The sequence below is a fragment of the Cupriavidus phytohabitans genome, assembly GCF_000426345.1.
Classification (GTDB): Bacteria; Pseudomonadota; Gammaproteobacteria; order Burkholderiales; family Burkholderiaceae; genus Cupriavidus.
This window is the reverse complement of sequence record NZ_AUFE01000005.1, coordinates 43,169-64,839: the sequence shown is the minus strand read 5'-3', so window position 1 is coordinate 64,839 and position 21,671 is coordinate 43,169. Positions and strand designations below refer to the sequence as shown.

The 21,671-nt window shown below is 68.5% G+C and carries 23 protein-coding genes; 19 read left to right on the top strand and 4 right to left on the bottom strand.

Annotated elements, in window-relative coordinates:
* The first annotated feature begins 58 nt into the window (after positions 1-58).
* The 15 genes from nrdR (at position 59) to K309_RS0105305 (ending at position 11,440) form a co-directional block, all read left to right on the top strand.
* Positions 59-526, top strand: coding sequence for a transcriptional regulator NrdR (gene nrdR / locus K309_RS0105375; protein ID WP_029045458.1), 468 nt, complete (start codon positions 59-61; stop codon positions 524-526).
* 195 nt (positions 527-721) lie between these two features.
* Positions 722-925, top strand: a complete 204-nt coding sequence (locus tag K309_RS42380; protein ID WP_029045457.1) for a hypothetical protein — start codon at positions 722-724, stop codon at positions 923-925.
* The gene (locus K309_RS43765) at positions 901-1,023 is read left to right on the top strand and encodes a hypothetical protein (RefSeq protein ID WP_255360097.1); all 123 of its coding nucleotides are present in this window, start codon (positions 901-903) and stop codon (positions 1,021-1,023) included. The genes K309_RS42380 and K309_RS43765 overlap by 25 nt, the downstream gene beginning before the upstream one ends.
* Before the next feature lie 129 nt (positions 1,024-1,152).
* Entirely contained in the window at positions 1,153-1,512 is a 360-nt protein-coding gene (locus tag K309_RS41570) for a type IV pilus modification PilV family protein (protein ID WP_029045456.1), read from the top strand.
* A complete protein-coding gene (locus K309_RS0105355; RefSeq protein ID WP_029045455.1) occupies positions 1,509-2,423 on the top strand; it encodes a PilW family protein in 915 nt (304 codons plus the stop codon). The genes K309_RS41570 and K309_RS0105355 overlap by 4 nt, the downstream gene beginning before the upstream one ends.
* Positions 2,417-3,022: a pilus assembly protein gene (locus K309_RS0105350; RefSeq protein ID WP_029045454.1), complete on the top strand. Its 606-nt coding sequence runs from the start codon at positions 2,417-2,419 to the stop codon at positions 3,020-3,022. Before K309_RS0105355 ends, K309_RS0105350 begins: the two co-directional genes overlap by 7 nt.
* The gene (locus K309_RS0105345) at positions 3,019-4,809 is read left to right on the top strand and encodes a pilus assembly protein (RefSeq protein WP_029045453.1); all 1,791 of its coding nucleotides are present in this window, start codon (positions 3,019-3,021) and stop codon (positions 4,807-4,809) included. The genes K309_RS0105350 and K309_RS0105345 overlap by 4 nt, the downstream gene beginning before the upstream one ends.
* Positions 4,806-5,264: a type IV pilin protein gene (locus K309_RS0105340; protein ID WP_029045452.1), complete on the top strand. Its 459-nt coding sequence runs from the start codon at positions 4,806-4,808 to the stop codon at positions 5,262-5,264. Before K309_RS0105345 ends, K309_RS0105340 begins: the two co-directional genes overlap by 4 nt.
* Positions 5,264-5,839: a GspH/FimT family pseudopilin gene (locus K309_RS0105335; protein WP_051320345.1), complete on the top strand. Its 576-nt coding sequence runs from the start codon at positions 5,264-5,266 to the stop codon at positions 5,837-5,839. The genes K309_RS0105340 and K309_RS0105335 overlap by 1 nt, the downstream gene beginning before the upstream one ends.
* Before the next feature lie 62 nt (positions 5,840-5,901).
* On the top strand, positions 5,902-7,017 hold the full coding sequence (gene ribD / locus K309_RS0105330) for a bifunctional diaminohydroxyphosphoribosylaminopyrimidine deaminase/5-amino-6-(5-phosphoribosylamino)uracil reductase RibD (protein WP_029045450.1): 1,116 nt from the start codon (positions 5,902-5,904) through the stop codon (positions 7,015-7,017).
* 38 nt (positions 7,018-7,055) lie between these two features.
* Positions 7,056-7,676 (top strand): riboflavin synthase, encoded by a 621-nt coding sequence (locus tag K309_RS0105325; protein ID WP_029045449.1) that lies wholly within the window; start codon positions 7,056-7,058, stop codon positions 7,674-7,676.
* 238 nt (positions 7,677-7,914) lie between these two features.
* The gene (ribBA, locus tag K309_RS0105320; protein WP_029045448.1) at positions 7,915-9,024 is read left to right on the top strand and encodes a bifunctional 3,4-dihydroxy-2-butanone-4-phosphate synthase/GTP cyclohydrolase II; all 1,110 of its coding nucleotides are present in this window, start codon (positions 7,915-7,917) and stop codon (positions 9,022-9,024) included.
* 83 nt (positions 9,025-9,107) lie between these two features.
* On the top strand, positions 9,108-9,605 hold the full coding sequence (gene ribH / locus K309_RS0105315) for a 6,7-dimethyl-8-ribityllumazine synthase (RefSeq protein WP_029045447.1): 498 nt from the start codon (positions 9,108-9,110) through the stop codon (positions 9,603-9,605).
* A complete protein-coding gene (nusB, locus tag K309_RS0105310; protein WP_029045446.1) occupies positions 9,598-10,137 on the top strand; it encodes a transcription antitermination factor NusB in 540 nt (179 codons plus the stop codon). Before ribH ends, nusB begins: the two co-directional genes overlap by 8 nt.
* A gap of 121 nt (positions 10,138-10,258) precedes the next feature.
* The gene (locus K309_RS0105305) at positions 10,259-11,440 is read left to right on the top strand and encodes a pyridoxal phosphate-dependent aminotransferase (protein WP_029045445.1); all 1,182 of its coding nucleotides are present in this window, start codon (positions 10,259-10,261) and stop codon (positions 11,438-11,440) included.
* An 88-nt stretch (positions 11,441-11,528) separates the two neighbouring features.
* Here K309_RS0105305 and K309_RS0105300 read toward each other — a convergent pair whose 3' ends face one another.
* A complete protein-coding gene (locus K309_RS0105300; RefSeq protein ID WP_029045444.1) occupies positions 11,529-12,599 on the bottom strand; it encodes a lytic transglycosylase domain-containing protein in 1,071 nt (356 codons plus the stop codon).
* A gap of 672 nt (positions 12,600-13,271) precedes the next feature.
* Here K309_RS0105300 and ubiD point away from each other — a divergent pair.
* Together ubiD and K309_RS0105290 are read left to right on the top strand one after the other, a co-directional pair.
* The gene (ubiD, locus tag K309_RS0105295) at positions 13,272-14,801 is read left to right on the top strand and encodes a 4-hydroxy-3-polyprenylbenzoate decarboxylase (protein WP_029045443.1); all 1,530 of its coding nucleotides are present in this window, start codon (positions 13,272-13,274) and stop codon (positions 14,799-14,801) included.
* Positions 14,802-14,921: 120 nt separating this feature from the next.
* Positions 14,922-16,946, top strand: coding sequence for an acetoacetate--CoA ligase (locus K309_RS0105290; RefSeq protein WP_029045442.1), 2,025 nt, complete (start codon positions 14,922-14,924; stop codon positions 16,944-16,946).
* Between the two features lie 15 nt (positions 16,947-16,961).
* Here K309_RS0105290 and K309_RS0105285 read toward each other — a convergent pair whose 3' ends face one another.
* Positions 16,962-17,615, bottom strand: coding sequence for a glutathione S-transferase family protein (locus K309_RS0105285; protein WP_029045441.1), 654 nt, complete (start codon positions 17,613-17,615; stop codon positions 16,962-16,964).
* A 250-nt stretch (positions 17,616-17,865) separates the two neighbouring features.
* Between K309_RS0105285 and K309_RS0105280 the strand changes: the two genes are divergently transcribed.
* Together K309_RS0105280 and K309_RS0105275 are read left to right on the top strand one after the other, a co-directional pair.
* Complete coding sequence (locus K309_RS0105280; protein ID WP_029045440.1) at positions 17,866-19,080, top strand: polyhydroxyalkanoate depolymerase; 1,215 nt, start codon at positions 17,866-17,868, stop codon at positions 19,078-19,080.
* Positions 19,081-19,160: 80 nt separating this feature from the next.
* Positions 19,161-20,063: an aldose epimerase family protein gene (locus K309_RS0105275; RefSeq protein WP_029045439.1), complete on the top strand. Its 903-nt coding sequence runs from the start codon at positions 19,161-19,163 to the stop codon at positions 20,061-20,063.
* A 22-nt stretch (positions 20,064-20,085) separates the two neighbouring features.
* Here K309_RS0105275 and K309_RS0105270 read toward each other — a convergent pair whose 3' ends face one another.
* Together K309_RS0105270 and K309_RS0105265 are read right to left on the bottom strand one after the other, a co-directional pair.
* Positions 20,086-20,463: a DUF5594 family protein gene (locus K309_RS0105270; protein WP_029045438.1), complete on the bottom strand. Its 378-nt coding sequence runs from the start codon at positions 20,461-20,463 to the stop codon at positions 20,086-20,088.
* Between the two features lie 71 nt (positions 20,464-20,534).
* Complete coding sequence (locus tag K309_RS0105265; protein ID WP_029045437.1) at positions 20,535-21,668, bottom strand: CoA transferase; 1,134 nt, start codon at positions 21,666-21,668, stop codon at positions 20,535-20,537.
* Between the last annotated feature and the right edge of the window lie 3 nt (positions 21,669-21,671).

The window sequence follows — 21,671 nt, the reverse complement described above, 5'->3', positions numbered from 1 at the left end:
GCCTCCGCGGAACACCCACGCGGAACAGGCGGCGGAATTCAACTGAAGGTGGTCAGGCATGAAATGCCCCTTTTGCGGTCATTCCAATACCCAGGTGCTCGACACGCGCATGTCGGAAGACGGCGATGCCGTACGCCGGCGCCGCCGCTGCGAGTCCTGCGACCGCCGCTTCACCACCTATGAGCGGATCGAGCTGTTCTTCCCCGCCATCGTCAAGAAAAACGGCTCGCGCGTCGACTACGCGCGCGCCAAGCTGAAGGATTCGATGCGCCTGGCGTTGCGCAAGCGTCCGGTCTCGGCTGAAGCCATCGATGAAGCCATCACCCGCATCGAGGAAAGACTGCTGTCGCTGGGCGAGAAAGAAATCGCCAGCAGCCAGGTCGGCGAGCTGGTGATGCGCGAGCTGCGCAAGCTCGACAAGATCGCCTATATCCGCTTTGCGTCGGTGTACCGGAGTTTCGAGGATGTGTCGGAATTCCGCGACGTACTGGACGAGTTCGCGGCGTCCACCCCTCGGAAGGGGTAGCAAAAGTAACGAATTACTAGTTGTTTAATCCCCGTTGCATTCCATTCGAGCCCGTGCAAAGACACAAAAAGGGCCGGAATGCAGGCCGAAATAAGCAGTCCGAAATAACAAAATAACGAAGTCGGAACGCCTTTTTCGTATGTCGGCGCGTCCACGGTCGACAAGAACTACCTGAACCAGTTCGGCCGCTCCGGCGTGTACAAGTCGCTCGACCCGGTCAGCGAGCTGTACTACGAAAGCATCCGCTACCTGCAAGGCCAGCAGCCGACGCCGGAAGCGATTTCGAGCTATGCGTCCTACAAGGACGGCTTCCCGGTCTACACGCAGTGGACCGACTCTCGCCAGTCGGCTATACGCGCACGCTGGCGGATGTCATGCAATCCGCGCAGTTGCTGCTGACGCTGGGCAACGGCAACCAGCGGCTGGTCGACATCAGCCAGCTCGGCCGGGTGCGTGTCTGCCGGCCGCAGGCGACGCAGTCGACAGCGTGCCAGTGAGGCGAGTTGCAGCCAGCCCTCGCCGGCGCTGAACCGACACAACATTCCGCAGATTCTTCACGCTCGGAAACGTAGCCGCGCACGTCCGGCAGCTATCTTGGGGGTCCCTGCCAGTCACGCTGACTCCCCATGCCGCATCTGCATCGCTACCGTACGTCCACGCCACAGCTCGCCAGTACCCGCCGTGGACCAGATGGCTTCACGCTGCACGATTCGCTTTGCGCGTTGTTCGTCCTGGGCACAGGGCTGCTGCCTTTGATGGGCCTCGCGCCCCAGGCAATGGGCCATCTGCGCGAGCAGGAAACCATCAACCGGTCAGCGCGCCTTGCGCTTGAGTTCGCCGAGACCGACGCTGCCGTGGCGATACCTGACCGGTGCGCCGGAACGCCGACGCTGCGCCTTTGCGCGGAAGCTGACAAGCTGGTTACCGCAACATGGAGCGGCGGCACGGATGGCCTGTCAGGCATGGCATTGTGGGTGCGGCCTTGAGACTTCGCACCATGCCGGGATACACGCTGGTGGAGCTGTTGGTCGGCATGACGCTCGGACTGGTTGTTGCCGCAGCCGCGGTATCGACATTCCTCGCGGCACAGGCGGCATACCTCGTGATCGCCGATCGCATCCTGCTCGAAGAGCGCGGCCAGCGCGCGCTGGCCGTCATCACGCTGTTGCTGCGGCAGGCCGGCTGGCGGATGGCACCGGCGGGCGCGGCGACCGCCGCAGTGACGGCATTCCCTGCCGTCAGCGGTGCCGACAATTGCGGCCAGCCAGCCATCGGCCCCCTGCCGTCCTGCGCCAGGGCCGGGGTCGGACGCAGCGATGCGCTGCTGGTGCGTTTCGACGGCAGCGGCCTGCCGGGAGCGCTGGCGCAACCGGACCAGACCATGACCGACTGCAGCGGCTATGGCGTCGCCGCGCAACAGGCCGGTCCCTACGGGACGCCTGACTACGTCGCGGCCAACCTGATTTACGTCACAGCCGGCAGCGATGGCGTGCCGCAGCTGCTGTGCCGCTACCCGACCCGCCGCCAGGGGACGATCGATGGCACCGGCTGGACTTCCGGCGCGCTGGTCCGCGGCGTCGAGTCGCTGCAGTTCCGCTACGGCCTGGACACCGACGGCGACGGCGTGGCCGACCGCTATGAACCGGCCGCCACGATCCAGGCGCAGGGCGCAGCGGCATGGGAGCGCGTACTGGCCGTGCAGGTCGCGCTGGCCGTGCGTGGCGACCGGCCCGGCTCGGCGGCGGGCCAGGAGAACGCCGAGCCGCCGCCACCCGCCGGGAGCGCCGCCGCCGACCTGGATGCCGCCGGCCCGGGCGTGCCAGGCACCGCCCGCCGCGTCTTCGCCACCACGGTACGGCTGCGCAACCTGCCACGCTGCCAGGACACGCTATGCTGACCCGACAACCGCTGCCCGCGCGCCAGTCAGGCGCCGCCACGCTGCTGCTATGCGGCACGATGCTGCTGCTGGTCCTGCTGCTGGCCGCCGCCACGCTGCAGATGCTGATGGCCGGCCGGCAACTCACGGTCATGCAACTGGATCGCGAGATCGCATTCCGGGCGGCCGAGGTCGCGCTGCTCGATGGCGAAGCCGACTTGCTGGCGGCGGCGGCAGGCAAGGGCCAAAGCGGCCGTCTTGACCCCATGCCCGAACCCGGCCACTGCGGCACCGGACTGCAGGCCGGCATCTGCCTGCCTGCTGCAGGCGGCACGCCGGTCTGGCAACCATGGCTGCTGGCCGGTGCCGACGCCGATGCGGTCGGCGTGCCGCTGGGCCGCTTCACCGGCGCAACGCTGCCCGTGCTGCCGCCAGGCACCGCCGGGACGCGCGACTTGCCCCGCTACGTCGCCGAGCTGCTGGACCAGGCGCCGGCCGGCCATGCGGTAGCGGACAGTCCGGCCACCAGCCAGCCGGGCCCAAGGATCCGGATCACGGCCATCGGCTTCGGGCGCAGCCGGGCTGTACGCGCAGTCGTGCAGAGCGAGGTCCAGCCATGAGACACCTTGCCGTGATTGTGCTTGCCTTCACCTGGCTGAGCGCCGCCGCTGCCGACACCGATGCCGGGCGGTTGCCGCTCGCTTACCGCACCACAGAGGGGGCCTACCCATGGACCGGCCGCCTGTTCGCGCTCGGCTGGCAGGGGGCGGCAGGCGCTTCGCCGGCGTCTTACCTTTGGGAAGCCGGCAACCTGCTGGACCAGCGCCCCCCGGCATCGCGTCGCATCGTTACATCGTCGGCGCCCACCGATGAAGCACCGGAACAACTGGTGGAGCCAGCCGCGGCAACGAGCGGCAACGGCGATCAGAGCGCCCGACTGGACTGGCTGCGCGGCGCACAGTCCGTGTCGGGACTGCGGCCGCGCGACACAGCCCTCGGCCATGCCGCGGGGGCCCGCGTGCGCGTGGTGGCGCCGCCGGCATGGGCACCCGGCAAACCCGGGCACACCGCCTTTCGCGTGCGCTACGGGCTGCGCCGGCACATGGCCTGGCTGGGCACCGCCGATGGCCTGCTGCATGCCTTCGATGCGGTCACCGGCGACGAGCGCGCGGCCTACCTGCCGCGGACCTTGTTGCCCTATGCCCTCGCACTGCCGCAGGCCGGTGCGCCGCTGCTGCCGGCGCCCTGCCCACGCCCCGAAGCGCAGGACGTGACCGTGCGCGGCGAATGGCGCACGGTATTGCTTTGCGGCATCGTCGGCAGCCCTGCCACCGGCAACCCGGCCGCGGTGCTGGCGCTCGACGTGTCAGATCCGGAGGCACTGCAGCCCTTCGGCATGCTGTGGGAAGCCACCGCCTCCGACACGCTGCCCATCTCCGCGCGCGGCCCGATACGTGCGGCGGGCATGCCCGATACGGCTGGCGTGCGCTGGCATGCCGTCGTCACGCTGGACCGGGCGCTTTATGGCCGCTCCGGCCTGTTGCTGCTGTCCCTGGACAAGCCCGCGGGCGCGGCATGGGCGGGGAAGTACGCGCCTCGCTTGCTGCCGCTGCCCGAGCGCGACTGCGCGGACAAGCCGGCAATGGCCGACCTCATCGCCGTCAGCGTGCTGGCCGACATGGCAGGCCAGGCAGTCGCTGCCTATGCCACGGACAACGCCGGGCAGCTGTGGCGATTCCCGCTGGCGGGCGCGGGCGCGGCCGCTTGCCTGCACAGCACGCCGGGCCAGGCCCAGCCTCCGGTGGACGAGGCACCGGTGCTGCTCGGTTCGCCGACGGCGCCGGTCGTGGTCTATGGCGGTGGTAACGGCCTGTCGGCCGTTCCGGACCCGGCGCAGGGCAGCACGCCGGGCGCTGTGCCTGCGCAGATCGCAATACAAGCCAGCGACGGCGGCTACATCCTGCGCGCGCCCGCGGCAAAGGCCGACGCCGCGCCATACGCCGGCTGGCAGTTGACGCTGCCCCATCCCGGCGAGCAGGTCGAGCAGCTCGAATCCGTGTTTCCCGGCCACCTGATGTTTGTGACACGCACGCCTGACGGCGTCCGGCGTGGCTACCTCGTACTTGCCGCGACCGGCGACTCCGTGGTTCGGGACATCCTTGGGCAAGCCGTGCACATGGCAACCGGCCAGGTGCTGCCGGCGGGGGCAACCGTCTTCGTCAACACTACGCCAGTGCCAGGCGGAGCTACAACGCCGGGCCTGTCCGCGAGCGAGGCGTACGCACTGTCGCTGTGGGCGGCCGACGGCAAGGGGGCCACGCTGCTGACGCAAACGTTGGCCAGCCGTCGGACCGGCAGGCTGCGGTGGCGCGAGATCATCGGACCGGCAACCGAGGACAAGCCATGAGCCTTGCCTATAAACATTGCCGCCAGGGACATGGCTTCAGCCTGATCGAGCTTGCCACGGCGTTGGCGATCGTTGCCGTGCTCGCGGCCATTGCCTTGCCGGCATGGCACCACTATTTGCAGCGGGGCTGGCGCGCACAGGCCCGCGCGGCGCTGACCGAGGCGATGCTGCAACTGGAGCGCCACGCCGCAGGCGCCATGACATTCGCCGCGGAACCTGGCGCAGACGTCCCCGCCGGCCAATGGCCGCGGCAGATACCCGCCACCGGCACCGTCCGGCACACGTTGACGGCCGGTGCGTGCGCGGAGGAAACACTGGATGCCTGCGTCGAATTGCGCGCCGAGCCCCGGCAGCCCGACCCGCAATGCGGTGTGCTGATCCTGCGCAGCACCGGTCAATGGCTGGTGCTGCCCGCCGGCCAGGCCACGGCACAGGCAAGACCCCCGGAGTGCTGATGACCGCCCGCCCTGCCAGCATCCACCGCATCCACCGCATCCAGCGCGGCGAGCGCGGCCTGACCCTGGCGGAGCTGCTGACCGCGCTGGCCGTCATGGCCATCCTTGCCGCGGCGGCCTATCCGACATTCCAGGACCTGCTCGCCCGCCAGCAGGTCGCACTCGCCGCCGACCGCCTGGCGGCGTCGCTGGCGCTGGCCCGGGCCACCGCGCTGGGACGGCGCACGGAAGTGATGCTTGAACCGCTGGCGGGGGAGACTACGCTGGATCATGGCTGGCAGTTGGTCGCGAACCCCGGCGCCATAAAGGGACGCACCGTACTGTCCGTCGTGGAGCCCGGCATGGCCTGCCTGTCAGTCACCCTGCGCCAGACCGCCCGTGGCACCAATGGGCTGAAATTCCTGCCTGTGGGATACTCTCGGTCTGAGCAAGGCGGCTTCCAGGCCGCCACCTTCGCGCTCAGCTGCCGCGGCGCGCAGCGCCAGGTGCGGCTTGGCGCCCAGGGCCGCATCCGGCTCTGCACGCCGGGCCGCGACAGCGATTGCGACGCGGCGGACGGCCCTGAGCCGCCGTAACCCTGGAACCCCGGACAGACTCTCCTCCATCCACCGCAAACCGGCCACGAGCTACAGGCGCCATGTTTTCCGATACCGACCACGCCGCCATGCAACAGGCCCTCGCGCTCGCCGCGCGGGGCATGTTCACCACCACGCCCAATCCGCGCGTCGGCTGCGTGCTGGTCAAGGACGGCAAGGTCATCGGCCAGGGCTACACCCAGCCGGCCGGACAGGACCATGCCGAGATCCAGGCGATGAAAGACGCGCTGTCGCGCGGGCTGGATCCGGACGGCGCCACCGCCTACGTCACGCTCGAGCCGTGCAGCCACTTCGGCCGCACGCCCCCATGCGCCGATGCGCTGGTGCGCGCCGGCGTGGCGCGGGTGGTGGCGGCCATGGAAGACCCGAACCCCTCGGTATCCGGACGCGGCCTGCAGCGGCTGCGCGATGCCGGCATCGACGTGCGCTGCGGCCTGCTGGAAAAGGAAGCGCGCGATCTCAATATCGGCTTCGTGTCGCGCATGACACGCGGGCTGCCGTGGGTGCGGGTCAAGGTGGCGGCGTCGATGGACGGCGGCACCGCGCTGCATGACGGCACCAGCCAGTGGATCACCGGCCAGGCGGCTCGCGACGATGGCCATGCCTGGCGCGCACGCGCCTGCGCGATCCTGACCGGCATCGGCACGGTCCGCGACGACGACCCCGCGCTGACCGTGCGCGCGCTCGCCACCCCACGCCAGCCGCAGCGGGTCCTGGTCGATTCGCGGCTGGAAGTGCCGCTCGACGCAAAGATCCTGACCCCGGACGCCGGCGAGTTCGCCAAGCCGGTACTGGTGTTCTGCGCGGTGGAAGACCGCGAACGCCAGCGGGCGCTGGAAGCGCGCGGCGCCGAAGTGGTGGTCCTGCCCAACCCGCATGGCAAGGTCGAGCTGCCCCGGATGCTGCAGGAACTGGGCCGGCGCGGCATCAACGAATTGCACGTCGAAGCGGGCTTCAAGCTCAATGGCTCGCTGGTGCGCGAACACTGCGCCGACGAGCTGCTGATCTACCTGGCGCCCAAGCTGCTCGGCGATGCGCAGGGCATGTTCAACCTGCCGCCGCTAGCGCGGCTGCAGGATGCCGCGCAGTTCCGCTGGCATGAAATCCGGCAGATCGGCGATGACCTGCGGCTGATCGCGCGCCGCAACGACGCCTGATCGCCCAACCCAGATTGACCAAGACAGAAGACACCACCATGTTCACAGGCATTGTCGCGGCCGTCGGCCGCATTGAAACCGTAACCCCGCTGGGCGCCGCCGATGCCGGCGTGCGCCTGCATATCGCCGCCGGCGGCCTGGACCTGTCCGATGTGATCATCGGCGACAGCATCGCGATCCAGGGCGCCTGCATGACGGTGATCGCCATGGGCGCGGACAGCTTCGACGTCGAGGTCTCGCGCGAGTCGCTCGACAAGACCGTCGGCCTGGAGCGCGCCGGGCGCGTCAACCTGGAGAAGGCGCTGCGGCTGGCCGATCGCCTCGGCGGCCACCTGGTCTCCGGGCACGTCGACGGGCTGGGCGAAGTGGTGCATTTCGCGCCCGTCGGCGAATCGCATGAGCTGCGCATCCGCGCTCCGCGCGAGCTGGCCCGCTACCTGGCCTACAAGGGCTCGGTGGTGGTCAACGGCGTCTCGCTGACCGTCAACCGCGTCAGCGACGAAGCCGACGGCTGCGTGTTCTCGATCAACCTGATCCCGCACACGGTCGAGGTCACCACGCTGCAGGAGTTGAAGCCCGGCGCCCGCGTGAACCTGGAGATCGACCTGATTGCGCGCTATGTGGAGCGGATGCTGTCCACCGCCGACGCCGGCAAGTAAGTCCCTGAGTTCACCAGGCCCGGCCCCGCGCCGCACTTTCCCGCGGCACGGCCGCCGGTGCAGCCTGCCTTGGCGTACAATAGCGGGCTTGACTGGGCACCCTGCCGGGCGTATATGCCAAGGCCGGCCGGCCCGACGCCCCGCCTCAGTCCGGCCGCCTTCCGACGCGGCCACCGTTCCCGTCCGCCTTATTCGCGGCATTTCGCTCGTTTCGCCTCAATTTGCCGTCCTGCACGCCATGACAATCGCCCGTACCGAAGACATCATTGCCGACATCCGTGCCGGCCGCATGGTCATCCTTGTCGACGAGGAAGACCGCGAGAATGAAGGTGACCTGGTGCTGGCTGCCGACTTCGTCACGCCGGAAGCGATCAACTTCATGGCCAAGCATGGCCGCGGCCTGATCTGCCTGACGCTGACCGCCGAGCGCTGCCGCCAGCTGGACCTGCACCCCATGGTCACCCGCAACGGCACCCAGCACGGCACCAATTTCACGGTGTCGATCGAGGCCGCCGAAGGCGTGACCACCGGCATCTCGGCCGCCGACCGCGCCCGCACCGTGCAGGCCGCTGTGGCCCGCGACGCCAGGCCGGCTGACCTGGTCCAGCCCGGCCACATCTTCCCGCTGACGGCCCAGCCCGGCGGCGTGCTGATCCGCGCCGGCCATACCGAGGCCGGTTGCGACCTGGGCGCGCTGGCCGGCCTGACGCCCGCCGCCGTGATCTGCGAGATCATGAAGGACGACGGCACCATGGCGCGCCTGCCCGACCTGATCGAGTTCGCCCGGGAACACGACCTGAAGATCGGCACCATTGCCGATCTGATCCACTACCGCAGCCGTACCGAGAGCATCATCGAGCGCGTCGGCGAACGCGACATGCAGACGCCATACGGCACCTTCCGCAGCATCGCCTACCGCGACAAGCCGACCGGCCAGGCTCACCTGGCACTGGTGCGCGGCACGCCGACGCCGGACAAGGAAACGCTGGTGCGCGTGCACGAGCCCTTCTCGGTGCTGGACCTGCTGGAAGTGAAGTCCACGACGCACTCGTGGAGCATCCCGGCGGCGATGCAGGCCATCGACCAGGCCGACAGCGGCGTGATCGTGCTGCTGAACTGCGGCGACACCGTCGAGCAGCTGTTCACGCAGTTCACCGCGCTGGACGCGCCGCAAACCCGCCCCCGCCGCAAGCCGGACCTGCGCACCTACGGCATGGGCGCGCAGATCCTGAAGGATGTCGGCGTCGGCAAGATGTGCGTGCTGGCCGCCAAACAGCGCATGCCCAGCATGACCGGCTTCGACCTGGAAGTGACCGGCTACCAACCCATGAACGGCCAGGCCGACTGAGCCTTCCCGGACTAAGCTTCCCCCAATACCCCGGCCGCGGCGCCACGCCGCCGCGGCCGCCCCGAAAACTGGAGAACTGAACAATGGATCACGGCTTCTACCCCAGCAACCTCGACGGTGAAGGCCTGCGTATCGGCATCGTGCAGGCCCGCTTCAACGAGCCTGTCTGCGCCGAACTGCTCGAAGCCTGCGTGGCCGAGCTGGAAAAGCTCGGCGTCGAAGGCGAGGACACCCTGGTGGTGACCGTTCCCGGCGCGCTGGAAGTGCCGCTGGCACTGCAGAAGATGGCCGAGAGCGGCCAGTTCGACGCGCTGGTCGCGCTCGGCGCCGTGGTGCGCGGCGAGACCTACCACTTCGAGCTGGTCTCGAACGAATCCGGCGCGGGCATCACCCGCGTCGGCCTGGATTTCAACGTGCCGGTCGCCAACGGCATCCTGACCGTCGATACTGACGAGCAGGCCCATGCCCGCACCCGCGAAAAGGGCCGCGACTGCGCCCGCGCCGCGGTGGAGATGGCTAACCTGGTCGATGCGCTGGACTCGCTGCGCGGCCAGGAAGACGATGAGGACGATGATGAGTGATACGTCCAACGCCCCCGACAACGCGGGCGGCAATGACGGCGGCAAGCCCGCCGGCAATAACGCTGGCAACAAGCCCGCGGCCCGCACCGAAGCCAAGGCACCGCCCAAGAGCGCGCGCCGCCGCTCGCGCGAGCTGGCATTGCAGGGCCTGTACCAATGGCTGCTGAACCGCAACGACATCGGCGCGATCCAGGCCCACCTGCATGACGCGCAAGGCTTCAACAAGGCCGACCGCGAGCACTTCGACGCGCTGCTCAACGGCGCCGTGCGCGAAGAGGCCCGCCTGACCGCCGCGTTCGAGCCGTTCCTTGACCGCACCGTGGACGAGCTGTCGCCGGTGGAGCGCGCCGCGCTGCTGGTCGGCAGCTACGAGCTGGTGCACTGCATCGACATCCCGTACAAGGTCGTGATCAACGAAGCGGTCGAACTGACCAAGACCTTTGGGGGCGTCGAAGGCTACAAGTACGTCAACGGCGTGCTGGACAAGCTCGCCGCCCAGGTGCGCGCGGCCGAGGTCGCGGCGCGCCGCTAAGGCGGTCACCGGCCGGCTTCCGCGCCGGCCAGGACCTGACGAAACACCCGCCGCGGCGGGTGTTTTCGTTTAAACGTATTCTTTTTTTGTGATCGGGCTCCGCCCGCCTCTCCCCATCGCCATGGACATGCAACGTCTTGCCACCGCCGCCCGCGTCGCCAACATCAATGCCTTCCACGTGATGGAACTGGCCAAGCAGGCCGCCGAGCTTGAGCGCGCCGGCCGCCATATCGTGCACATGGGCATCGGCGAGCCGGACTTCACCGCCGCCGAGCCGGTGGTGCGCGCGGCCGAGGCGGCGATGCGCCGCGGCGTCACGCAATACACCGGTGCGCTCGGCATCCACCCGCTGCGCGAGGCCATCGCCGGCTATTACAAGACGGCCTACGGCCTGGACATCCCGGCGCGCCGCGTGATCGTCACGGCGGGCGCTTCCGGCGCGCTGCTGCTGGCGTGCGCGGTGCTGGTCGAGATTGGCGCCGAAGTGCTGATGCCCGATCCCAGCTACCCGTGCAACCGCCACTTCGTCGCCGCCTTCGACGGCGCGGCGCGCATGATCCCGAGCGGCCCGGCGGAGCGCTTCCAGCTCACCGCCGCACAGGTCGAGGCCAACTGGCGAGAGCAGACCCGTGGCGTGCTGCTGGCCACGCCGTCCAACCCGACCGGCACCTCGATCCTGCCCGACGAGCTCGACCGCATCCTGCAGGCGGTGCGCGCCCGCAACGGCTTCGCCATCGTCGACGAGATCTACCAGGGCCTGTCGTACGACGCGACGCCGGTCTCGGCGCTGAGCCTGGACGATAACGTGGTCACGGTGAACAGCTTCTCCAAGTACTTCAACATGACCGGCTGGCGGCTGGGCTGGCTGGTGGTGCCGGATGCACTGGTCGAGGCGTTCGAGAAGGTCGCCCAGAACCTCTTTATCTGCGCCTCCGCCGTGGCACAGTACGCGGCGCTCGCCTGCTTCACGCCCGAGGCGCTTGCCATCTACGATGAGCGCAAGGCCGAGTTCCGCCGCCGCCGCGACCTGATCGTGCCGGTGCTGGAATCGCTGGGCCTGCGCGTGCCGGTGCGCCCGGACGGCGCCTTCTATGTCTATGCCGACTGCCGCGGCGTCAACCACCCGGCCGCCGGCGACGCCGACCGGCTGACGCAGGCGATGCTGCACGATGCGGGCGTGGTGATGGTGCCGGGGCAGGATTTCGGGCCGCATACAGCAAGCGACTACATCCGCATCTCGTATGCGACCTCGCGCGAGAACATCGAAGAGGCAATGGCCCGGCTGGCCAGGCTGTTCCGCTGAGCCAGTGCCCGGACAAGGGCTCCAAAGGGCTCCAGGTAAAGAAAAAGCACCCCGCGGGGTGCTTTTTCTTTACAGGCTGGTGCAAACCTCAGGCGTTGTGCGGCCCGTTGTTGGCTTCCAGCTTCTGGGTCGGGGCCACTTGCTCGGCCGGCGCCTTGCTGTCGACCCCCGCCTTGCCGTTGCCGGCCGGCGCCGCGCGCACGCCGATCAGCTGGCGCAGGCGGGCACGCTCGGCCAGCACCTTGGCGCCGTAGCCGCCATCGGTCGCCGTGGTGGCGCCGACGTAGTACTTCAGGCCGCCCTCGAGCGAGCCGGCACGGGCGATGCAATCCTTCAGCACCAGCGCACCGATCTTGATATTGGCGTACGGGTTCAGCGCCGCGGCGACGCCGCCCACGGCCTCGTACTTGTCCTGGTGGACCTTGGTCATGACCTGCATCAGGCCCTGCGCGCCCACGCCGCTCTCGGCGTACGGGTTGAAGCTGGACTCGATCGCGATCACGCCCAGGATCAGCAGCGGGTCGATGCCGACCTCGCGGCCGGTCAGGTAGGCCGCCTTGACCAGTTGGGCGGTGGCCTGCGCCGCCACGCGGTACTTGCGGGCGATGTAGTCGGCCACGGCCGCCTGCTCGCGCGCGGTGCCGAGCGTGGCGCTGTTGCGGGCGTCCGCCGCCACGCGCGTAACCGGGATCCGCTCGGCCAGGTGCGCGACCGACGGCACCTTGGCGTTCGCCGCCAGGCCCCATTCGTCCACGCCGGAAACCGTCGGCAGGCCGCCCTTGCCGCGCGCCAGCCGGGCGGCAGCAGCGTCGGCCGACAGGGCCGGCACGGCTGCGCTGGCCACAGCCGGCGTAGCTTCAGCTGCCGGCATGGCGGCGCTGACCAGCACCGCCGGTGCTTCGTCGCCAGCCAGCAGTGCCGCCAGCGTGGTGCGCCATTCCTGGCTCAGCCACAGCGACACGGCCGAGACGACCGCCACCACGCCAAGGCTGTTCAGCGCGTACTTCAGCGTTGTGCGGCCACCGCGCAAGGCGCGGCCCGCGACCGGATGCGCGAGACGGACCTGCAATGCCCGACTCACTCCGGGTACCGGCTGTCGGAGGCGAACCTGCAAGGCGCGTCCTATGCCGGGAAGATGAAGGGTTTTCCAACCGCTCATGCTTACCTCCATCCGTTGCCCGCTTCGCATGCCAGACTGCGGCATACGCCCGATCTCAACGTACTCAAGTAAGGATGCCGCGCCGTCTAGCAGTGACAGCCAAGCATCTGTTGGCAGGCGCTCCCCATGCGCCCAACTGGAAACAGGGTCGACTCTGGGGGAGCCCACCCTGCCACGACTAATCTCGACAACCGCAAAACGCTCCGGCTCCCTGCCGGAGGCAACCGCCTCGGCCCGCTATTGCATCGGGCCGGTAACCTCGGTCTGTTCGATCTGACTGGAGCGAATCGTGCGATCCCCCCGCACTTTTTCTATGTGCACCCCTTGACACAAGGGTGAAATCTATGTTGCAACGCAACACTCCATCAGCAAGACCGGATTGTAGGAACGGTGTTATACCTCGTCAAGAATAAGAATAACGATTCACACTACTTTTGGTTATTTGTAACAAGCCTTATCTTGTCGTGCCCGCATCACTCGCGGACCCGCAAACGTAGTCCTGGCCTAGCCTTGTCGACCTTGACGCCACGCTTGCGACGACAAAAAACTTACAATTTCCCCCACCCCGATTTGCTGATTTTTTTGCCGGGGCGCCGGTGTATGTGTATCGTCACCGACCTGGATGCCGCCTTACGCCGGCCGCACACGGCCCGCGCCACAACCGAATTCACTATGCAATACAAAGACTTGCGCGACTTTATCGGCCAGCTCGAGCAGATGGGCGAACTGCGCCGGGTGTCCCGCCCGGTTTCGCCCAACCTGGAAATGACCGAGGTCTGCGACCGGCTGCTGCGTGCCGGCGGCCCCGCCGTACTGTTCGAGCGGCCCGCCGGCGCGGGGGCCGGTGACGGTATCTATAGCGTCCCGGTACTGGCCAATCTGTTCGGTACGACACACAGGGTCGCACTTGGCATGGGCGCCGAATCGATGGAAGACCTGCGCGACATCGGCCGCGTGCTGTCAGCCCTGAAGGAACCTGAGCCGCCGCGCGGACTGCGCGAGGCGGGCAAGCTGTTCACGCTCGTCAAATCTGTGTGGGATATGGCACCAAAGCGCGTCAGCAGTCCCGCCTGCCAGGAGGTGGTCTGGGAAGGCAATGACGTCGACCTGGCGCGCCTGCCGATCCAGACCTGCTGGCCCGGCGACGCCGCGCCGCTGATCACCTGGGGCCTGGTCGTCACCAAGGGCCCGCACAAGAAGCGCCAGAACCTGGGCATTTACCGCCAGCAGGTGATCGGCCGCAACCAGGTCATCATGCGCTGGCTGGCGCACCGCGGCGGCGCGCTCGACTTCCGCGAGCATGCGCTGGCCAACCCCGGCAAGCCGTTCCCGATCGCGGTGGCACTGGGCGCCGACCCGGCCACCATCCTGGGCGCGGTGACGCCGGTGCCCGATACGCTGTCCGAGTACCAGTTCGCCGGCCTGCTGCGCGGCAGCCGCACCGCGCTGGCCGGCTGCGTGACGCCGACCCTGTCCGAACTGAACGTGCCGGCGTCGGCCGAGATCGTGCTGGAAGGCCATATCCAGCCGGACCCGAACCACCCGTCCGGCTACCAGCATGCGCTGGAGGGCCCGTTCGGCGACCACACCGGCTACTACAACGAGCAGGACTGGTTCCCGGTGTTCACCATCGACCGCATCACCATGCGGCGCGACCCGATCTACCACTCCACGTACACCGGCAAGCCGCCCGACGAGCCCGCCGTGCTGGGTGTGGCACTGAACGAGGTGTTCGTGCCGCTGCTGCAGAAGCAGTTTCCGGAAATCACCGACTTCTACCTGCCGCCCGAAGGCTGCAGCTACCGCATGGCGCTGGTGCGGATGAAGAAGCAGTACGCCGGCCATGCCAAGCGCGTGATGTTCGGCGTCTGGAGCTTCCTGCGCCAGTTCATGTATACGAAGTTCATCGTCGTCGTCGACGACGATGTCGACGTGCGTGACTGGAAGGAAGTGATCTGGGCCATTACCACCCGCGTCGATCCAAGCCGCGACACGGTACTGGTCGACAACACGCCGATCGACTACCTGGACTTCGCCTCGCCGGTGTCGGGCCTGGGTTCCAAGATGGGCATCGACGCCACCGACAAGTGGCCCGGCGAAACCACGCGCGAATGGGGCACGCCGATCGCCATGGACGCGGCGGTCAGGGCCAGGGTCGACACCATGTGGGAAAGCCTGTTCGACCGGTCCGCGACGCCCTGAACCGCAGCCGCCCCCATCCCCGGCTATCATGTCACGCTGATGCCCGGGTGCCGCCACAGGCGCCCGGGATCCCATCGACCACCATCCGATGCCCGCGACAGACGGGCCCAAGGAGGAGACATGCGCAGCACTGCCCCTTTGACCGAAGGGAACCTGATGTGGACGCCGTCCGAAGCGTTCCGCGACAGCAGCCAGATCGCCGCCTTCATGCGCTGGCTGCGCGCCGAGCGCGGCCTCGCCTTTGACGACTACGACAACCTTTGGCAGTGGTCGGTCACCGAGCTGGAAGCCTTCTGGGAAGCGGTGCGCGCCTATTTTGATGTCCGCTTCGACACGCCCGCGGCGCAGGTGCTGGACCGGCGCGCCATGCCGGGCGCGCGCTGGTTCGAGGGCGCCACGCTGAACTACGTGCAGCAGGTGTTCCGTCATGCCGGCACCGGCGCGGCCCGCGAGCGCACCGCCATCCGTTACGCGGGCGAGGCGCAGCCGCTGGCGGAAATGAGCTGGGCCACGCTCGAAGCGCAGGTCGCCTCGCTGGCGCACGCGCTGCGCCAGATGGGCGTTCAGCGCGGCGACCGCGTCGCCGGCTACCTGCCCAATATCCCCGCCACCATTGTCGCCTTCCTCGCCACCGCCAGCCTGGGCGCGGTCTGGTCCGGCTGCGCGCCCGACATGGGCCAGGTAGCGGTGATCGACCGCTTCCGCCAGATCGAGCCGAAGGTGCTGGTCGCCGTGGACGGCTACCGCTACGGCGGCAAGGCCTACGACCGCTGGCCGGTGGTGGCGGAGCTGGTAGCCGCCCTGCCCTCGCTGACTGACCTCGTGCTGGTGCCGCAAATCGGTGCCAACGTCCAGGCGCTTTCCGGCGTGCGCACCCACGCGTGGCCTGACGTGCTCGCGCACGGCGTGCCGCTGGCGCTCGAGCCGGTGCCATTCGACCATCCGCTGTGGATCGTCTACTCCTCCGGCACAACCGGCATGCCCAAGCCGATCGTGCATGGCCACGGCGGCATCGTCATCGAGCAGCTCAAGCTGATGGCGTTCCACAACAACCTCGGCCCGGACGACGTCTTCCACTGGTACAGCAGCAGCGGCTGGATCATGTGGAACGCACAGGTTGCCGGGCTGCTGCTCGGCACCACCATCGCGCTCTACGACGGCAACCCGGCCTGGCCCGACGCCGGCGTGCTGTGGCGCTTTGTCGACGATGCCGGCGTGACCATGTTCGGCGCGGGTGCGGCATTCTTTACCAACTGCATGAAGGCCGGCATCGAGCCGGCGCGCATCGCCGACCTGTCTCGCTTGCGCGGCCTGGGCTCGACCGGCTCGCCGCTGCCGGTGGAGGCCTACGACTGGATCTACCGCCATGTGCGCGAAGACATCTGGCTGGTGCCGATGTCGGGCGGCACCGACTTTGCCGGGTCGTTCGTGGCCGGTTGCCCGCTGCTGCCGGTCTATTCGGGCGAGATGCAGTGCCGCTGCCTGGGCGCCAAGGTGGAGGCGTTCGACGACAACGGGCAGCCGCTGGTCGACCAGGTCGGCGAGCTGGTCTGCACCGAGCCAATGCCGTCGATGCCGCTCTTCCTGTGGGGCGATGCCGACGGCAAGCGCTACCGCGACAGCTATTTCGACACCTATCCCGGTGCCTGGCGGCATGGCGACTGGATCAGGATCACGCCGCGCGGCGGCGCGGTGATCTACGGGCGTTCGGACGCCACCATCAACCGCCACGGCATCCGCATGGGCACCAGCGAGCTGTACCGCGTGGTGGAAGACCTGCCGGAAGTGCTCGACAGCATGGTGGTCGACCTGGAATACCTGGGCCGCGAATCCTATATGCCGCTGTTCGTGGTGCTGCGCGAAGGGCTGGTGCTGGACGACGCCCTGCGCGACACCCTGCGCGCGCGCATCCGCGAGGCGCTGTCGTCGCGCCACGTGCCCAACGAGATCGTGCAGGTGCCGGGCGTGCCGCGCACGCTGTCGGGCAAGAAAATGGAAGTGCCGATCAAGAAGCTGCTGCTCGGCCATGCGCCCGCCGGCATCGCCAACCGCGATGCCATGGCGAACCCGGACACGCTCGACTGGTACTTCGACCACGCCGCGCGCTTCCTGCAGGCGCGGCAAGCCGAGTCCGCCACGGCGTAGGCGCGGCGGCGGCCGCTAGAACTCGACGTCCAGTTCGCTGATCTCGTCGGGTTCCGCGCGCGCCGCCGCGATCCACTCCTGCAGTTCCGGCATCGCCAGGATCTGCTTGCAGTAGGCGACAGGCTCCGGGTCGAGCATCACGCCGTAGGTGACAAAGCGCGTCACCACCGGCGCATACATGGCGTCGGCCATGGTGCGCTGGCCAAACAGGTAAGGCCCGCCGTAGCGCGTCAGGCACTCGGTCCAGATTGCCGTGATGCGGTCGATGTCCGCCTGCGCGCGCGACCACACCTTCATCCCCGGGAAATTCCCCTTCAGGTTCATCGGCAGCGCCGAGCGCATCGCCGCAAACCCGGAGTGCATCTCGCCGCAGATGGCGCGGCAGTGCGCGCGCGCGGCGCGGTCCTCGGGCAGCAGGCCGGCCTTGGGGCGGATCTCGTTCAGGTATTCGGCGATGGCGAGCGTGTCCCATACCGTCACGCCCTGGTGGCGCAGGCAAGGCACCAGGATCGACGGCGACAGCAGCAGGATCTCGGCGCGCGCGGCGGCGTCGTCCGGCGGGATCAGCACTTCCTCGAACTCCAGGCCGGCAAAGCGCGCCAGCAGCCAGCCTCGCAGCGACCACGACGAATAGGTCTTGCTGCTGATGGTGAGTGTGGTCTTGCTCATTACGCCTCCTTAGCGGCGCACCTGGACAGTGCGCTGGTGCGGCACCGTTCGTTCTATCGGGCACCAGTCTGATGCCTGCGCCCCCGCGCACAGCATGAGACGATGCCCAGCCGGTGCGGCGGGCGCAGCTTGCACAACTTTGCGCAGGAATCGCTGCCTTGCGCGTGGCACCGCGCAAAGCGCATGCCAGGCGCGCACCAATGGCATATATATTGCGGCATGGGGACACCAGAACCGCGGGGGCCCAGCCATGCTGTACTACGCGTACCAGACTTACGCGGACATCATACTGCCGGCATGTACGCTGGCGGAACTGGCCGCGGCAACACTGGCCGCCCATCCCAGGGCGAGCGGCTTCGATACCATACGCACGCTGCACGCCGCCTGCGAGATCGTCGCGCTCGGGCGCCTGACGCACCATCGCCCGGCCTTCGGCATCGACAGCGCGATGGTCGCCGGCCAGCCGGTGCCGGTCACTGAGGAAGTGGTGCTGCGCACGCCGTTCTGCTCGCTGCTGCACTTCCGCCGCCACGGCATCGGCGGCCAGCCGCGCGTGCTGCTGGTGGCGCCGATGTCCGGCCACTTTGCCACGCTGTTGCGTGGCACGGCGCAGACCATGCTGGCCGACCATGACGTCTATATCACCGACTGGCACAACCCGCGCGATATCCCGCTGATGGCCGGGCGCTTCGGCTTCGATGAATTCGTGCAGCACCTGATCCACTTCCTGCAGGCGCTCGGCGGCGGCACGCACGTGGTGGCGGTGTGCCAGCCTACCGTGGCCGCACTGGCGGCGGCGGCCATCATGGCCGAGGACGGCGATCCCGCCCAGCCACCCAGCCTGACACTGATGGCCGGCCCGATCGACGCGCGCGTCAACCCGACCAGGGTCAACGAACTGGCTACCAGCCAGTCGATCGACTGGTTCGAGCGCACGCTGATCGGCATAGTGCCGCTGCGCTTTGCGGGGGGCATGCGGCGCGTCTACCCTGGCCATGTGCAGCTGCTGGCCTTCATGAGCATGAACCTGGAGCGCCATGAGCAGGCGCTGCGCGAACTCTATGCGTGCCGCGAGCGGGGCGAGCACGAGAAGGCCGACGCCATCCGCGACTTCTATGTCGAATACTTCGCCACCATGGACCTGACGGCGGAGTTCTACCTGGAAACCGTCAGCCTGGTATTCCAGCGCTTCCTGCTGGCGCAGGGGCTGCTCGACGTCGCCGGACGCCGCGTGTGCACGCGCGCCATCCGCCGCACCGCGCTGCTCACGGTCGAGGGCGAGCGCGACGACATCTGCGCCATCGGCCAGACCATGGCCGCCCAGGACCTCTGCCCGAGCCTGCGGCCTTACATGCGCATGCATCACGTGCAGACCGGGGTCGGCCACTATGGCGTGTTCAACGGCAAGCGCTGGGAAACGCAGGTGTACCCGCTGGTGCGCAATACCATCTACACGAGCAGCTGAGCCTTCCGCCCCGTCACGGCCTGGCATCGCGCTGGCTTATCATGGCGGCTGCCCGCGCCGGCACGGCGCCCAGGACCACCATGCCACTGCTTCCGACACAAGACTTCCAGGGCCAGACGCTGGTCCGGATCGGCGCTGCCGACAACTTCCTGCTGCTCGCCCCACAATACGGCGGGCGCCTGGTGCGCTGGGTGCACCGCGGCGAGGACATTCTCCATTGGCCGGACAACGCTGACTGGACCCGCCCCGCCAAGGTGCGTGGAGGCAATCCGCTGCTGTTCCCGTTTATCGGCCGGCACTTCGTGGATGGCGTCGCCGGGCAGTGGCGCGACCGGCAAGGCACCGGGCACACACTGGCGCAGCATGGCTTTGCGCGCGACCTGCCATTCGAGGTCAGCACGGTCGATGCCGCCGGGTCGGTCACCATGACGCTGCGCGACAGCGCGCAGACGCGGCCCGGCTACCCCTATGCCTTTGTGTTTGACGTGGTGTACGCCCTGTTGCCCGACGGGCTGGAGGTTACGCTGCGCACCACAAACACCGGGGACCAGCCGCTTCCCTGCTATCCCGGCCACCACTTCTACTTTGCGCTGCCGCATGCGCAGCGTGCCGCGTCGACACTGGCCTTGCCGCCGGCCGATCGCGTGCGCCAGTTGCCCGACGGCGCGCCGGGTCCGGCGGAAGCGGGCGAGCCCGCCTACCGGCTCGACGACCCGTGCCTGCAGGACACCTACCACGTCTTCCGCGACGCTGCCGGCGCCATGCTGTCGATGCCGGCGCGCACCATCGCCTTCGAACTCGACGTTGCCGACAGCGCGCGCTGGCACGCCGTTACCACGTGGTCCGAAAGCGAACAGTCTGATTTCTATTGCGTGGAACCATGGGTGGGATTGCCCGATGCGATCCACCACGGCCAAGGGCTGCGCTGGCTGGCGCCGGGCCAGTCGGAGAGCGCCGTGTGCCGGTTGCGCGTAACGGCCTGAGCCATGGCGACCGGGCGGCAGCTCAGTGCTCGAAATCCAGCCCGCCGATCAGGATGGCCGGATCCGCCTGCGACAACGAGCCAAGATCGATGCCGCGCGGCTCCTGCCATGCGCGCAGCTTGGCTGGCAGCGCCGCCAGATAGCCGGCGAAGCGGGCCTCGCCCCCGGCGGCAAACAGGCGCTGCACTTCCAGCCCATCCCACGCCAGCGTGACATCGAGCGCATACGGATGGCGCCGCAATTCCGCCGGCCCGTCCCCAGTCATGCGCAGGCGCGGCGGGCGGTTCGGGGCCTCGGCGGGCAAGGCATGCAGCTGCACGCGCCGGTGCTGCTTGCCGATGGCATCGGCGATGCGGGGCAGGCATTCCGCTTCAAAGCGGGCGTAGAAGTCCGTGGTCAAGGTGGGGGTGTCCTGACGTTGCGAGTCGAAGGCGCCGGTTGCCCGAAATGGCGCGCCGGCGCTGCCGGCCACTATACGCCGTCGCGCGCGCCAGCGGCCGACCGGTACACCTGGAAGCCCAGCCCCGGCGACAGCACCTCAGTTTCCCCCTCCTCCAGGGTCACGGCCCGCAGGCTCCCGTTCGCCATCGACTCCGCCGCAAACTCGGCGATGTTGCGTAGCCGGGCGGCCGGGATGCCGCCCGCGCTGAGTCGCGTTTCCAGTTCCGCCGCCGTGCTGCCGGCCACGGCCCGCGCAATCGCCTGCTTCAGTGCGGCCGGGTCACGCGAGCGCACGAAGGCAGGCAAGGCGGCGGCATCGAGTGGCGTGTCAAAAAACGCCGGATCCCGCGCAAGCTCGCCCAGGCCGAGCACATCCAGCAGCGCCAGCAACTGCCTTGGCGTATTGGCGCCAATGGCAAGCCAACCGTCCTGCGTGCGAAAGAAATCCGCCGACGGGCTGCCCGAGTAGCCCTGGTTGCCTTGTCGGACCGGCACCGCGCCGGTGGTCATGGCATCACAGGTCATCGGGTACATCAGCTGCATGCCGGCGGTTGCCATCGACACATCGAGCAACATGCCGTGCCCGCTGCGCTCGCTCTCGCGCACGCCCGCCAGGATTGCAAAGGCCGCCAGCATGCCGGTGGCCGAATCGATCACGGGAAAGCCCGTTTTCAGCGGCGGATCGCCTTCGCTACCGCCCATCCACGCCATGCCCGTGGCCGCCTGCACCACGTGGTCGTATGCCGGCCGGCCATGCCAGTCCGGCGCGCCGCGGCCAAACCCGGAGATGCTGCAATAGACCACGCGCGGATTGCGGGCGCGCACCGCCTCGTAGCCCAGGCCGAAGCGCTCAAGCACGCCCGGCCGCAGGTTGTCGACAAAGACATCGCAGCGACTGGCCAGCTCCAGCGCGTGCTCGCGCCCGGCCTCTTCCGAAAGATCCAGCGCCAGCGACGACTTGCCGGCATTGAGCGCGACAAAGGCGGCATGGCCACGGCCCGCACGGCGCATCACGTCGCCGCCGCCGGCATGCTCGACCTTGGTGACCTGCGCGCCCAGCCGGGACAGCAGGAACGTGGCAAACGGCCCGGCAATCACGTGCGAGAAGTCGAGCACGCTGATGCCGGCCAGCGGCGCAAAGGCGGTATGTTGGGTAAGCGTCATGGC

Bases quoted from the DNA above. Each gene is read 5' to 3' on its own strand.
- ribH (WP_029045447.1), top strand. From the start codon at position 9,108: ATGGATCACGGCTTCTACCCCAGCAACCTCGACGGTGAAGGCCTGCGT.
- ubiD (WP_029045443.1), top strand. From the start codon at position 13,272: ATGCAATACAAAGACTTGCGCGACTTTATCGGCCAGCTCGAGCAGATG.
- K309_RS0105340 (WP_029045452.1), top strand. From the start codon at position 4,806: ATGAGCCTTGCCTATAAACATTGCCGCCAGGGACATGGCTTCAGCCTG.
- K309_RS0105290 (WP_029045442.1), top strand. From the start codon at position 14,922: ATGCGCAGCACTGCCCCTTTGACCGAAGGGAACCTGATGTGGACGCCG.
- K309_RS0105345 (WP_029045453.1), top strand. From the start codon at position 3,019: ATGAGACACCTTGCCGTGATTGTGCTTGCCTTCACCTGGCTGAGCGCC.
- K309_RS0105350 (WP_029045454.1), top strand. From the start codon at position 2,417: ATGCTGACCCGACAACCGCTGCCCGCGCGCCAGTCAGGCGCCGCCACG.
- K309_RS0105280 (WP_029045440.1), top strand. From the start codon at position 17,866: ATGCTGTACTACGCGTACCAGACTTACGCGGACATCATACTGCCGGCA.
- nrdR (WP_029045458.1), top strand. From the start codon at position 59: ATGAAATGCCCCTTTTGCGGTCATTCCAATACCCAGGTGCTCGACACG.
- nusB (WP_029045446.1), top strand. From the start codon at position 9,598: ATGAGTGATACGTCCAACGCCCCCGACAACGCGGGCGGCAATGACGGC.
- K309_RS0105275 (WP_029045439.1), top strand. From the start codon at position 19,161: ATGCCACTGCTTCCGACACAAGACTTCCAGGGCCAGACGCTGGTCCGG.
- K309_RS41570 (WP_029045456.1), top strand. From the start codon at position 1,153: ATGCCGCATCTGCATCGCTACCGTACGTCCACGCCACAGCTCGCCAGT.
- ribBA (WP_029045448.1), top strand. From the start codon at position 7,915: ATGACAATCGCCCGTACCGAAGACATCATTGCCGACATCCGTGCCGGC.
- K309_RS0105335 (WP_051320345.1), top strand. From the start codon at position 5,264: ATGACCGCCCGCCCTGCCAGCATCCACCGCATCCACCGCATCCAGCGC.
- K309_RS0105300 (WP_029045444.1), bottom strand. From the start codon at position 12,599: ATGAGCGGTTGGAAAACCCTTCATCTTCCCGGCATAGGACGCGCCTTG.
- ribD (WP_029045450.1), top strand. From the start codon at position 5,902: ATGTTTTCCGATACCGACCACGCCGCCATGCAACAGGCCCTCGCGCTC.
- K309_RS0105285 (WP_029045441.1), bottom strand. From the start codon at position 17,615: ATGAGCAAGACCACACTCACCATCAGCAGCAAGACCTATTCGTCGTGG.
- K309_RS0105325 (WP_029045449.1), top strand. From the start codon at position 7,056: ATGTTCACAGGCATTGTCGCGGCCGTCGGCCGCATTGAAACCGTAACC.
- K309_RS0105305 (WP_029045445.1), top strand. From the start codon at position 10,259: ATGGACATGCAACGTCTTGCCACCGCCGCCCGCGTCGCCAACATCAAT.
- K309_RS43765 (WP_255360097.1), top strand. From the start codon at position 901: ATGCAATCCGCGCAGTTGCTGCTGACGCTGGGCAACGGCAACCAGCGG.
- K309_RS0105265 (WP_029045437.1), bottom strand. From the start codon at position 21,668: ATGACGCTTACCCAACATACCGCCTTTGCGCCGCTGGCCGGCATCAGC.